The following is a 14231-nucleotide window of genomic DNA, read 5'->3' as shown; positions in this document are numbered from 1 at the left end:
TTTTCACTCAGCCTCCTCTAATAGGCAGTTTTATATTCACAACTCCGCCCCCCTGAGGATCGTTATGAAAGGAGAGCTCCGCTCGTTGGTCATAGAACATAATCAATCGTCTGCGAACATTCCAAATTCCAATTTGGCGATCCGTCGGATCCTTTTCATATAATCCAAGATTAAGGATTTCAAGTTGCTGCCCGGAGAATCCCGGCCCGGAATCTTTGATTTGGATAGATACGCAGGATTCTTCGTCGTTCAAAGTCTCCTCTTTTACGCTGACGCTGACTCTAAATGGATGTGAGTTGTTTATAAATCCATGCTTAATGGCATTCTCTACAAATGGTTGGATGAGTAATGGCGGAACGAGTACGTTCTCAAGCTCCTTTGGAATCTGTTCGTGAAAGTCCAGCCTGTCCGGGTACATGACCATCTGAATTTCCATATAATTGCGAATGTGATTTAACTCGCTTCCCAGCGTTATCCACGTATCGTTGGTGCTCATGATGAACCGGAAATAAGATACTAAATGGCTGATCACTTTCTTGATTAGTGAATACTTTTTAAGCTCTACGAGATGATAGACGATATTTAAGGAATTCATAAAAAAATGAGGATTAATCTGGGCTTGAAGATGCTTCAGCTCGGCTTGCTGCACTTTCATTTGCTCTTCGTATACGTCAATTTTAAGATCGCCGATTTGTTCGGCCATCCGGTTGAACTGTTGCGTAATTAGCTGGAACTCCTTGCTTTTCCCGTCCTTCAGACGGTGTTCCAGATGTCCTTTGCCGAGTATGCGCATCCCGCTTGCTAACTGCTGAATCGGTTTAAACACAAGCCGGCTCAATAGAATAAGCAGAATGACCATGATGATAACAATGGCAATGGGGATACTCTTAATGATTCGCTGGAAAATAGGCAGCTCTTCCAATATCGATTTTTCGTCCAGTAGAATAAAAACGTTAAGATTTGAAAATAGAGATGGTTTGTCCACAAATAGGTAGTTGCTTCCATTACTGAGGCGAATGGAGGTACCGGTACCGTGGGATTGATCATTCAAATGGCTGCGGATCCGATGGAGGTCCTCGTTGGAGAATTCCCCCCACAGCAATTTGCCGTCTTTGGAAATGATGCCAACCCTCCCGTCGTCACCCTCTGCGGATTCCAATTGGATTAAAGGCTGGGCTAATGAGTCAATGCTGACAAGCACGCCGATAAGAAGCCTTCCGCTTTTATCCGGCAACACCTTATACAACACAGGCTCACCACCGATGTTCACGATTTCCCAATTCAGGGAGGCGGGAAGTTGGGAACCTTTCAATTGGGAGGATAACCCGGAACTAATGGCGTCCTTCTCTTGGTAATACTCTTTTTGGCTGCTGAGAAACAATTCTTTCCGGTCAAGATGGTAGACGAATACACTTCGAATAATGGTGTAGTAGCTGACATCGCTATACCACTGATCCATCAGCTTACGGATCGATAAGTAATAACTGACACTGTCCGGAGGGCTCTCCGAGTATAGCTCCAGCAGCATGTTTTCGTTTGCCGAGCGCAGCAAATAAATGCTGGTCTGCTCCAGCAATTCGTCGAGAGAGCCTAAGTGCAGGGTCAGCGTATCCGATGCGGATTTCGCGACTTTCTCACGGACGATGTTTGTTGAGTAAATATTGGTATAGTAAAGAAAAAGAAAAAGAGGCGTCACTAGAAGCAGGACGAGAGCGCTCACTTTAAATCGTAATGATAATTTCACGGTCCCTCTCCTTTTCGGGTTAATAGACGCCTGGGCCGCACGAAAGGGAAAGACCTCATCAGTCTTTCCCCTTGGCTTTTTATGGCTGCTTCGTTTTCCATTCATCGTACTGTTTTTGAACCTGCTCGCGGATATCTTCAATGCCGTTGGCTTTTAACTTTTGGTTATATTCCGCCAACACCTTGTCTATATCAAGGCTTCCCGTTTCAAGCAGCGGGCGGTATTCTTTAATGATGTTGCTGACCACGGAGACCTGCGTTTTGACGGGGTCGGTGTTGAAGTTAAAGCCGAATGATTTCACCTTGTGGGCTTTCTCGTTATAAGCTTTGAACTTCTCCCATTTGTCTGCGCTTTCACCTTCCCATAAATAAGTCAGCGTCTGGTTACCGAACATCCATTCAATACCCGGTGCCCATCCCGTATCCGCCCGGGTAGCGACGCCGTCGGGGAGTTTGATGAAATTATCTTTGCCTTCCACTTTGACATACTGCTTGCCTTCCACACCGAAATCGATCAGGTTGATCAGGTGTGGGTCGGTATGGAGGAGGTTTAAGAGCATCATCGTCCGTTCCGGATCGACAGATGTACGACCGATGGCCATCATGGAGTTGCTCACACTGGCCGTGCTGATCTCCGGATCGTTCCCTTTAAGTTTAACGAGCTCAATCCCTGTAGCGATAGAATCTTCCTTATCGGAATCGGGTTTGTCGGAGCCGAACTTCATCCAGGTCTTACCTGCCTTGAATGCATCCTCCGTGCTTGTCTTGGTCGTTGCGGCATCCTTATTGATGAAGCCCTTATTGAACCAATCGTTGTAGAGCTTCAACCGGTAAATAGCAATATCGGATTCCATGGAACTGATGATCATTTTATCCGTCTTCGTATCCAGCACGATGCCGGCAGGTGCGCCTGCCACCAATTCATATCGGAAGTTTTCTTCCAGACTCGGTTTGGTTTTGTCGAAGTAGCCAAGCGTGTCGGAACCGCTGCCTGAGAGCCAGATTGGGGCGATGCCGGGCTCATTGTCCTTGATGGTTTGCAGCCATGGTTCCAGATCTTCCAGTGTATTGATGGAGTTGACATCGAATCCATATTTATCGATAAGATCTTTTCTAAACATAATCGTGTGGCTTTCGCCGATTTCCTTATTGGTTGGAATTGCGTAGATTTTCCCGTCTACTGTGCCGCCGTCAAGAAAACGGGGGTCCAACGTCTCCATAATTCCTTGACCATGTTTAGCCAACAAGTCATCGAGCGGGAGAAAAGCGCCCTTCGCTACGTTATTGGCGAAATCGGCCCAGTTTGGAGCAAAGGTCAAATCTACTTGTTCCCCGGACTGGTAGACCAGAGCCATCTTTTCGGCCCAGGAGGACCAAGGAAGTCCTTGGAAGTCAATTTCGGCATTGATTTTCTCTTTCAGGTATTTATTAATTTCGGCTACAACTTCCTTCGTGTTGTTCTGAGGAAAATTCCCTACCGTATATACGGTAAGCTTGCGGAACGTGGAAATATCGGGATTCCCGGCAGCGGGATCCTCGGAACCCTTGTTGTTCGTTGTGGACTCCACGTTCGTTGAACCGGTTGAATTCGAGCTTTTACTGCTGCCGCCACAACCGGAAATGACCAGCATGATCGCTGTAAGACAAGCAAGCGCCATACTCCATCTTTTCGATGATTTCATTTTGTTGACCCTCCTCATTAGTCATATCATATATTCTAACCGGCCTTTGTGCCAGAGTTAGACAGTTCAACCCTTGATGGCTCCTACAGTTAGCCCCTTGGTAAAATACTTCTGGAAGAACGGATAGACGAATAGAATAGGGCCTATTGAGACGACTACCATCGCCATACGAAGACTTTCCGTCGGAACGGATTCCTGTACCATCAGAGCTACGCCGCTTCCCGCTAATTGATTTTTAAAAAATTCGGCTTGCCGGATCATTTGAATCATGACGTACTGCAGGGAATACTTGTCGGTATTATTAATGAACAACATGGAATTGAACCAATCGTTCCAATACATCAGCGTGGTGAACAAACCGATAGTGGCGAGAACCGGCAGGGAAATGGGAAGAACGAGCTGGAAGAAGATCCTCCATTCCGACGCTCCATCCAATTTGCCGGATTCAATCATCTCTTCAGGTACCGTCTGTTGAAAAAATGTCCGAGTAATGAAGATATAAAACGCATTCGACAGTCCCGGAAGGATTAGGGCGATCAGGGAGTCCTTCAGGTTCAAAAAGTTCACGTACAGCAAATAGAACGGAACAAGCCCTCCAGAGAACAGCATGGTAATCAGAAGGTAAATATTAAAGGTTCTCTTGAACGGAAAATCCTTGCGGAAGAGGGGATACGCATACAATGCAATTAATAAAACTGCCAGAGAGGCCCCGATACACGTCACCATGATGCTAACTCCATAGGCTTTAACGAGAGTTGCCGAGTTGGTGAACAGATGGTGATAAGCGGACGTATCGATCTCATCCGGCCAAAACTTGTAGCCATTTAACGTAAGCATTTTTTCACTGGAAAACGAGATGGCGACGATCAGTAATATAGGAAGAATACAAGCGAGACTGAGAGCGATGAAAAAAGTATGAATCAGAATATCGGCCCACTTGGAGACCTTCTGATACGATTTAACGTTCGATGCCTTGTTCATATAGATTCTCCATTCTAGAAAAGTGCCGTATCGCGATTTAGTTTACGAGCCAAGCTGTTGGCTCCCACGACGAGGAAAAACCCGATGACAGATTGATAGAAATTCGCTGCCGAAGACATTCCCAAATCGTTGAGCTGGATCAAGCCTCTATACACATAAGTATCGATAACATCCGTCGTTGAGCGGAGTGCGCCGGAGTCGAGCGTAACGTGATAGAACAAGCCGAAATCGGAGCGGAAAATGCCGCCTAAATTCAGAATGGTTAAAATGACCATGATAGGGGTCAGAAGGGGCAGTGTAATTCGGAAAATTTGCTGCCACTTGCTTGCGCCATCCATCACGGCAGCCTCGTAAAGCTCCTCGCTGATCCCGGTGATCGCCGCCAGATAGATAACACTGCCTATGCCGACGGAATGCCACATTTTCGTGATCCATAGAATATAAGGCCATGCCTGAGGGTGCATATAAGCATTGACGGATTCGTGACCGAATAAAGGGAGAACATATTTGACCAAAAAGCCGTATTCCGGATGCAAGAAGGCGTAAACGATATAGCTGATGACGACCATGGACAAGAAATTCGGCATAATCATCACCGTTTGATAGAACCGGGAAGCGAACCTGGCGTGGACTTCATTCACTAAAATGGCGACCGCAACCGAGAGAATCAATCCGGAAATAATAAAAACAACGTTGTAGGCCACCGTATTGATGGTCACTCGCCAAGCGTCCGACGTGGCAAAGAGGAATCGGAAATTGTCCAGCCCGGCCCAAGGGCTGCCCATTACTCCATCGACGTAATTAATATTTTTGAAAGCGATGAAGAGACCGAACATGGGAATGTAACAATTGATAAAAAAGACAATGGCGGTCGGCAAGAGCATGAACAGCAGGACGCGGTATTTCACAATATTTCGCAGTAACCGGACATGTCTCCGCGGTTGCGTTACCTGCGTTTGCCGGGTCGAAGATTTTACAGGGGATGGGATAGCCATAGTATTTAACCTCACTCTTGTTAATCAGGATGGCTTCATTATAAGTGAGAGAAACGGGGGAATTCTCTATCGCAGGTGACCTCGTTTATTCAAAAGTTACCTCTTCCTGTGCAAGGAAATTCAAAGGGCCCCAGGCGAACGGGACCAGCCGCTAGAGCACATTATGAGTCGTTTTGGATAATACATTCGTATAACAGATAGTGACCCAAGCTTATAAATGGAGGACGGCATGAAATTTGAACCGATGTATCAAGATGGGAAGTTAATTCTACCGAAAATCGAATTAGATATGACATCGAACCATTCGATTGGCATTATAACGGACTTAAAGCGAAAGCAGCTTTTAATGAATCAATTGCAGGATCATTCCCAATATTATTTATTTCGAGCCGGGCAAAACGAGTATATGCGTTTAACGGTGGAAGAGCTGATCACTTTCCTGATCAAGGTAACGGAGAGGAATGACCATGTCGCTCAGTTAATGGATTATTTTGCTTTAAAAGAAGAAAAGAAGGTAAGAGTCCGGAATCTGCCTTCATCGAAAAGGATGTATGTAACCTTGCTGCGTGCCTTTTTTGCGCATCAGCCTACACTTGTCCTGGAGGAACCCTATTTTTACTTGGAGGAAGAGGATCGTCGCCATTTCAAACGGATTTTGGATGATCTTTCGAAAGAGAAGAGAATCATAATTTTAACTTCTAATTTAGAGGATGCTCTCGTTTCCTGTGATGCCATTTACCGATTGAACGAATTGGGATTCCACCCCTTGGATATTCGGGACTCCGAAGAGGAGAAGCAGGAAGTGCAGGAACAAGACCAGGCCAATATAACCTTGCAGAAGATTTCTACAAAAAGAAACGACAAAGTGATCCTGTTTGATCCGCCTGAAATCGATTATATAGAAAGCATGGACGGCTCGATCCTTGTTCATGTGGGTGGAGAAAACTATGTTTGTGCTTTGACGTTATCCGAGCTTGAACAGAGGTTGTTAAACTTCGGATTTTTCAGGTGCCACCGATCCTACATCGTGAACCTGCAAAAGGTAAGAGAAATTATTACATGGACGAAAAATAGTTACAGCTTGCGCCTACATACCGGTAAAGATGCCGTGGTTCCATTATCCCGTTCAAAATTGCATGAATTAAAAGCCCTTCTCAACATTTAAAATCCCATTTCCGGGGAAATACCGAACTAATCCGCATCGAACCAGTCAAGCATTCCATGGTACCGTTCAGGCGGACATAGGTACATTTCGGCGGGTTTTGATAGCTGGTAGCATGCAATCTTTATATGCTTAAGGCATCAATCCTAAGGAAGTGATGTCATGGATGTTATCCAAGTAGAACGTATCCGCAAGCGATTTGGACATAAGGATGCGTTGTCGGACGTGTCCTTTTCCATTCCGAAAGGGGAAATCTTTGGTTTCCTGGGTCCGAGCGGTTCGGGCAAAACGACATTAATTAAGATTTTAACGGCGCAGTTAAATCCGACAAGCGGGCAGGCGAGGGTATTTAACGAGCCATCGGAGATGATGCATCGATCTGCACAGAAGATGCGCTTTGGCATTTTGACGGATAACAGCGGTTTATACGAGAGATTAACGATTGAGGAAAATCTGGAGCTGTATCGTCAGCTATATGATCTTCCTAAATCCTCGATCGATAAGGTGCTGCATTTTGTAAATTTAAGCGGAGAACGCAAGAAGAAAGTCAACCGCTTATCGAAAGGGATGCGCCAGCGTGTCATGTTGGCATGTGCAGTGATCCACGAGCCGGAATTATTATTTCTGGATGAGCCTACTTCGGCTTTGGATCCAGTAAACTCGGCACATATTTATAAAGGCTTACGCTACTTAAATGAGAACGGGACAACGATTTTTTTAACGACACATGATATGGCTGAGGCGGAATTGATGTGTAATCGTGTAGCCATTTTGTATCAAGGAGAAATCCAAGCCATCGGATCACCCAAGGAGCTTAAAAAACAGCATAGAGAAAACGTCATGTGCGTTGAATTAATCAATGGGGAAGCCTACGAGCTTCCGATCGATGAGAGAACGGCGGATCAAATCGCCGATTGGATGAAACGAGGGGTCATTGATCGATTGGAGACGAAAGAGCCAAGTCTAGGTGATATTTTTATTAAAATGACAGGAAGTGAGTTACTATGAGTATCTCATTAAAACGAGCCCGTGCGATATTTATGAAGGATTATAAAGAGTTCTCACGTAATTACGCGGTTTCTATTATGTTGCTTTTCCCAATTATTTTCGCGTTTATTCTTCGAAGTGCACCCACGCCTTTGACAGAAGCCTTTGCCCTGGTTCTAAATACTTCGTTTGTGATATTACCGTGCTTTACGCAGGCATGCTTGATTGCGGAGGAAAAGGAGCATAACACTTTACGATCCTTAATGATGACTCCGGCCTCGACCATGGATGTTTTAATCGGTAAAAGTGCCTTAACCTTTGTAATGTCTGCTGTTGTTCTAGGTATTACTACGTTTATATTTGGCTATGAGCCAGCAAGTATTTGGGCGTTTACGGCAGCGATTATTTTTTCGATTATTCTATACACCGCAGCCGGGACGATATGTGGTCTATTCTCCAAAACGTTGCTTGAAGCTACATTATCTATAATGCCCGTGCTGATTATATTCACTGTTGCGCCATCCGGAGTATTACTAGCGGATGATTTTCCAATCTTCAAAGTACTGGATTACTTGCCAAGCAGCCAGCTTGTGCATTTGCTGGGCATACAGGGCACGGGCTTTACGACAGGAGAATTATTGAAACCCCTGCTTATTATTTTGGCGTGGACCGTTGCATTAACGATCTGGTCTGTTGTTCTATATCAGCGACGGTTAAAGGACGAGTAGAAAACGGAGGGGGGATTCCATGAATTTAGCCGTTAAATGGATGCAAGAATTCAAGGACCGCGATAACCGGCTCAGGTTGAAGGGCTATCGGGAAAAGGCGGAGCTCATCAGGAAGCGGAACCTGGAAGCATGGGACGATCAGCGGCTGCAAGCGGAATCTCTCCGGCTGAAAAAGGAAGCAAGATCGGGCACGCCTTTGGATGACCTACTTGTAGATGCCTATTCGCTAGTCTGCGAGGCTGCCAAGAGAACGCTCGGATTACAGCCCTATGATGTCCAGATCATGGCCGCTATCGCACTGCACGAGAGATTTCTGATCGAGCAGCAAACCGGTGAAGGAAAGACGCTCTCAGCGGTGATGCCCGCTTATCTCAATGCGCTTACCGGCGAAGGCGTTCATGTGCTGACGTTTAACGATTATTTGGCATATCGGGACGCGGAGTGGATGGGCCCGGTCTATCGCTTTCTCGGGTTATCGGTAAAGTCGGTTCAAGCGGGCATGAGTTTGCCCGAGAAACGGGAGGCCTATTCCGCGGATATCACCTATGTTACGGCCAAAGAGGCCGGGTTCGATTACTTGCGCGACACGATCGCACTGAGCGTAACCGATACCGTGCATCGTCCTTTCCATTACGTCATCGTCGACGAAGCGGATTCGCTGCTTCTCGACGAAGCACGGGTGCCGCTGGTCATCGCCGGTGAGCCGGGCTTTTCCAAAAGTGACGGCACTCGCTTCGCAGAAGTGGCTCGGCAGCTTGAGCAAGATGTGCATTACGACTTCGACGAGTTCCAGCGGAATGTTTATTTGAACGAAGCGGGCGCTGCTAAAGCGGAATCCTTGCTGGGATGCGGCAATTTGTACGAAAGCTATAATAGTCATTTATTATCGACGTTAAATTGCGCGCTGCATGCGGAATATTTATTGAAAAGGGACGTCGATTACATCGTCCGGGACGGTAAAATCGAGCTGATCGACGAATATACCGGCCGCGTGGCGGAGAACCGGCATCTGCCGGACGGGCTGCAAGCCGCGCTTGAAGCTAAAGAAGGGCTGGAGCACTCGTCCGGCGGGAGAATTCTCGGTACGATCACCCTTCAACATTTTCTTAGCCTATATCCGAAGATTTGCGGAATGACGGCTACCGCGCACGTTTCCGCCGTTGAATTCGAAGATATATATATGCTGCAGGTCGTGCAAATTCCGCCGAACCGGCCGAACATACGGATCGACCATCCGCACCGGATTTATACCCATAAAGAAGCTAAGCTTAAGGCGCTTGTACAGGAAATCTCATCGATCCATAAGACGGGGCGTCCGATTCTGATTGGTACATCAAGCGTCGAGGAGTCTGACATGCTTGCGGAGAAGCTTGCGGCTCTTGGAGTCCCTTGCCATGTGCTGAATGCGAAGAACGACGCAAAAGAAGCCGAAGTCATCGCTAAGGCGGGAGAGATCGGCGCCGTGACGGTGTCTACAAATATGGCGGGACGCGGGGTCGACATTCGGCTCGGCGGCGGGGACCCCGCGCAAGCAGAAGCTGTAGCCAAGCTGGGCGGGTTGTATGTAATCGGTACGCATGTGCATGAAAGCTTGCGGATCGACGACCAACTGCGGGGGCGTGCCGGCCGCCAAGGCGACCCGGGGGCGTCCGTATTTTTCGTAAGCCTGGAGGACGAGTTGATGCTAAGGTTCGGCGTGGATAGAGTAATCCCGTCCGCCTATCGCGATCTCAGGCAGGATGATCCTCTGGAGGAGTTGGGGCTTCACAGCAAAATCACACAAATTCAGCGCATAGTGATGGGCCAAAACTTCGATATTCGCCTGGAGCTGAACCGTTATTAGGATACGGTGGAGAAACAGAGACGTATTCTATATGAGGAGCGGCTCGGAATTTTGAAAGGCGAGAAGAAGATGAGCCCATCGGAACAACGGGTACGCCTCTATTATATCGACAAGTTCTGGGCGGAACATCTGGCATACGTTTCTTACATCCGCGAAAGCATCCATTTGACGAGCCTGGCTAACCGCTATCCGCTCAACGATTTTCATGATCAAATTATTCATGCTTTTGAGCAAATTCCGGCTGAAATCGACAGGGAGACGGCAAATATGCTCGCAAAGCTTGAAGGTTCGAATGATCCGGCGCAGTGGGAACAGTTTGGTCTGGAGAGCCCTTCCTCCACGCGGACTTATATGATCAACGATCAATACATGGATTACTTGCAAAATCGCAGCTCCTGGGCTCCAGGGACGGTACTCGCCTTATGGCTCCGTCAAATGTTGAAACCGGTATTTCGGTGGCAAAAGTTTTGATGGTGGCGAATTACAAGCAAACTCGGACTCGTTATTCACAGAAATTTTCAATTAACCCCCTCAAAAGAGGGGGTTTTTATGATATATCTCATATTTTTTTATTGGTTAATGTAGGGATTTGAAGCTGTGTGTCGAATGAAAGAACTTGTGTTGACTGAAAGATTAGATAATTGAAGTGTAACCGGGGGAGGTTCATATGAATTTTGCGAAAAAGATAGGATCGTTTTTTCTTGTGTTATCTATCCTTATAGGGCTAGTGTATTTAAGACCATTGGATAAAGTGTACGCTGTGCCTCCAATCGCTAACATTAATGTCGCCGACACGTCGCTGATCATCGGCGAGACTGCCATGGTGACAATCACGTTCTCGGAACCGGTGAGTGGTTTTACAACTCATGACCTGACTGTTCCGAACGGCACATTGAGCGGCCTCAGTTCGTCCGATGGCGGCCTCACATGGACAGCGACTTTAACGCCGAACTCGAATGTCGAAAAGCAGAACAATGTCATCACGCTAAACAACTCGGGAGTGATCAATGCCGGAGACGAGGCGGGCATTGGCACAACCACCTCCAACCCTTATGATGTCGATACGATTCGGCCATCGGTGGTCATTACGACCAACAGCTCGCAAATAAAGATCGGTGAAACCACCACGGTGACATTTACATTTTCGGAAGCGGTGAGCGGCTTCACACTAGCAGACCTGATTGTCCCTAACGGCACATTGAGCGGGCTTGTTTTGCCCTCCGGGGGCCGCCTCGGGACGGCGACATTCACGCCGGACATGAATACCAATGATCCAAGCAATGTAATTACACTCGACAACACGCGTCTAACGGATCTCGCAGGTAATACGGGGGTAGGTACTACCGATTCCAACAATTTCAAGATCGATACGGATCGGCCAACCTCGTCCATCGAGGTCGACGACACGACGCTAAAGGTCGGAGAGCATGCTACAGTTACGATCAAGTTCTCGGAAGCTGTGACAGGCTTTACGAATGCGGACCTGTCGGTGATGAGCGGAACAGTTGGCCCTTTGAGTACCTCCGACAACATCACATGGACGACGACATTAACGCCGAATATAAATGTCACGGAGGCGACTAATGTTATCACGCTCGACAACGCGAGTGTGGCTGATTCCGCAGGTAATTTAGGAGGAGGCATCTCGACCTCCAACAATTATGCAGTCGATACGGTTCGCCCTACGGCGACCATTACAGTCACCAACCCCTCCCTAACTGCTGGAATGACTTCCACAGTGACATTTGTTTTTTCTGAGGCGGTTGTTGGATTCACGCCGGCTGATCTGAATGTGGCAAACGGTACAGTGAGCGGCCTCAGTTCATCCGATGGCGGCATCACATGGACGGCAACATTAACACCTCATATGAATGTCACGGAGGCGACCAATGTTATCACGCTCGACTACACGGGTGTAATGGATCTCGCAGGCAATGCCGGATTAGGTACGACCGATTCCAACAATTATGCGGTCAATACGGCCGGGCCAACGGCTACCATTGCAGTTGCCGACACGTCGCTGGCGATCGGCGAAACTACCACGGTGACGTTCGACTTCTCGGAAGCGGTGAGTGGCTTTACGGTTGCTGATCTGACAATCGATAACGGCACACTGAGTGACCTCAGTACTTCCGACGGCGGCGTTACGTGGACGGGAACGTTGACCCCGAACATGAATGTTACCGATGCAACGAATGTCATCACGCTCGATAACTCGGGAGTGGTTAATTCCGCAGGCAATGCGGGGACAGGCACGACCGAATCCAACAATTATGCAATCGATACGGTCCGGCCCGCGGCGACCATTGTAGTCACTGACACGATTCTGAAGATCGGCGAGACTTCCGCAGTGACGTTTACATTCTCGGAAGCAGTGAGTGGCTTCACACTAGAGGACCTGACTGCCGAGAACGGTACATTGAGTGACCTCAGCTCTTCCGATGGCGGTATCACATGGACGGCGACGTTCACACCGGATATGAATGTTATTGAGGCGACTAATGCCATTACGCTCGACAACACGGGTGTAATGGATCTTGCAGGCAATACGGGGGCGGGCACGACCGGGTCCAGCAATTATACGATCAATACAGTTCGGCCCACGGCTACCATTGTGATCGCCGACACGTCGCTGACTATCGGTGAGACATCCCTCGTGACAATCACGTTCTCGGAAGCGGTTAGTGACTTTACATTAGCAGACCTGACTGTCCCTAACGGTACATTAAGCGGCCTCAGTTCGTCGGATGGAGATATTACGTGGACGGCGACGTTGACACCTCAAGCTAATGTAAGTGCTGCCGCCAATGTCATCACGCTTCAGAATAGCGGTGTGTACAATAGCGCAGGTAATGCGGGGCAGGGAACCACGGAATCCAATTCCTATTCGGTACGGACTGTGCCGGCAACTAACGGCGGTGGTTCTTCAAGCGGCGGTTCCACTGCTCCTGTAATCACACCACCCGCTCCGAATAACAGTACTGTTACTGAAACGAATGGGAAAATAACGCTTCCTTCGGGCAAATCGGGAGTAGTCAGTTTGGGGAACGATATCAAGATTGCGATTCCCGCAGGCGCTTCACTCCAAGAACTGAAATTATCGATCGAGAAAGTATCCGACCCTGAAGCCTTATTAAGGAATAAAGAGGTGTTAGCAAGTCCAGTCTTCGAAATTCTGAAGAACTTTCCGGAGAACTTTAGCAAACCCGTAAAATTGTCCTTAACCTTCGATCCCGCGAGCTTGAAGAGCAATCAAACGGTGGCTGTATTTTATTATGATGAAGTGAAGAAGTTATGGGTGGAAGTTAAAGGCGGCATCGTAAAAGAGAATCAAATCACAGTAGATGTAGATCATTTTACGAAGTTTGCGGTCCTCGTGGTAGATAACGATACAGGAGTGCCAGTCAATGACAAGCCCATAAAAGTCGACATCAACATTAGCGATATTTCCGGTCACTGGGCTGAGGCAAGCATCAAGCAAGCCATTAGCGACGGAATCGTAACGGGGTATCCGGATGGAACGTTCAAGCCGGGTAATACCGTAACACGTGCGGAATTCTCAGTTATGTTAATGAATGCACTAAACTGGCAAGAACCTGGAACCGATCTGACTTTTACGGATAAAGCGGAAATCGGGACCTGGGCCAAGCAGGCAGTCTCGCAGGCCGTTCAAGCGGGTATCATTAGTGGCTATGAAAATGGCTCTTTCCGTCCGAATGCAAATATAACCCGCGCTGAGATGGCTACGATGATTGCGAAGGCACTTAAGTTAGCTGATAAGGAGAATGCCTCAACCTCTTTTGCAGATGATAAGGAGATTCCTGCTTGGGCCAAAGGTTCAGTGGCCGCCCTGAAGGAGCTGGGGATTGTAAATGGTACGGGTGCCAACGAGTTTCATCCAAGCTCCCAAACTACAAGAGCAGAGGCAGTAATCGTTTTGATAAATATGATAGATCGGTGAAAATGATGAAATAAGTTTAATACCGGGAATTATCTTGAGGGGTTCAATCTCGCTGTGAAGCGGGTTGAACCCTTTTTGCATTCAAATCGAGGGTAGGAGAGGCTGCTAGTCCGCTGAAGAATATGAAATAGTCAAAAGATTGGAGTGGA

The 14231-nt window shown here is 47.6% G+C and carries 8 protein-coding genes and 1 pseudogene; 5 read left to right on the top strand and 4 right to left on the bottom strand.

From position 1 onward, the window contains the following. Nucleotides 1–7: 7 nt before the first annotated feature. The 4 genes from NYE70_RS17490 to NYE70_RS17475 all read right to left on the bottom strand — a co-directional run bounded on the left by NYE70_RS17490 (nt 8) and on the right by NYE70_RS17475 (nt 5401). Nucleotides 8–1744, bottom strand: coding sequence for a sensor histidine kinase (locus NYE70_RS17490; protein ID WP_341047168.1), 1737 nt, complete (start codon nt 1742–1744; stop codon nt 8–10). Between the two features lie 79 nt (nt 1745–1823). Further along, a complete protein-coding gene (locus NYE70_RS17485) occupies nt 1824–3425 on the bottom strand; it encodes an ABC transporter substrate-binding protein (protein WP_341047166.1) in 1602 nt (533 codons plus the stop codon). A gap of 66 nt (nt 3426–3491) precedes the next feature. Next, the gene (locus NYE70_RS17480) at nt 3492–4406 is read right to left on the bottom strand and encodes a carbohydrate ABC transporter permease (protein ID WP_211024570.1); all 915 of its coding nucleotides are present in this window, start codon (nt 4404–4406) and stop codon (nt 3492–3494) included. 14 nt (nt 4407–4420) lie between these two features. Then, entirely contained in the window at nt 4421–5401 is a 981-nt protein-coding gene (locus NYE70_RS17475; protein ID WP_341047165.1) for an ABC transporter permease, read from the bottom strand. A 289-nt stretch (nt 5402–5690) separates the two neighbouring features. Here NYE70_RS17475 and NYE70_RS17470 point away from each other — a divergent pair, with 289 nt between their 5' ends. The 5 genes and pseudogenes from NYE70_RS17470 to NYE70_RS17450 all read left to right on the top strand — a co-directional run bounded on the left by NYE70_RS17470 (nt 5691) and on the right by NYE70_RS17450 (nt 14082). Next, nucleotides 5691–6566: a LytTR family transcriptional regulator DNA-binding domain-containing protein gene (locus tag NYE70_RS17470; RefSeq protein WP_341047162.1), complete on the top strand. Its 876-nt coding sequence runs from the start codon at nt 5691–5693 to the stop codon at nt 6564–6566. Nucleotides 6567–6725: 159 nt separating this feature from the next. Further along, nucleotides 6726–7571: an ABC transporter ATP-binding protein gene (locus NYE70_RS17465; protein ID WP_341047160.1), complete on the top strand. Its 846-nt coding sequence runs from the start codon at nt 6726–6728 to the stop codon at nt 7569–7571. After that, the gene (locus NYE70_RS17460) at nt 7568–8278 is read left to right on the top strand and encodes an ABC transporter permease (protein WP_341047159.1); all 711 of its coding nucleotides are present in this window, start codon (nt 7568–7570) and stop codon (nt 8276–8278) included. Before NYE70_RS17465 ends, NYE70_RS17460 begins: the two co-directional genes overlap by 4 nt. Nucleotides 8279–8297: 19 nt before the next feature. Beyond that, a pseudogene (locus NYE70_RS17455) lies at nt 8298–10592 on the top strand (preprotein translocase subunit SecA). A 196-nt stretch (nt 10593–10788) separates the two neighbouring features. Next, nucleotides 10789–14082, top strand: a complete 3294-nt coding sequence (locus NYE70_RS17450; protein WP_341047157.1) for an Ig-like domain-containing protein — start codon at nt 10789–10791, stop codon at nt 14080–14082. Nucleotides 14083–14231 lie beyond the last annotated feature (149 nt).

This window comes from Paenibacillus sp. FSL R5-0407, from assembly GCF_038009185.1.
Classification (GTDB): Bacteria; Bacillota; Bacilli; order Paenibacillales; family Paenibacillaceae; genus Fontibacillus; species Fontibacillus vini.
This window is presented reverse-complemented; position numbering and strand designations above follow the sequence as displayed.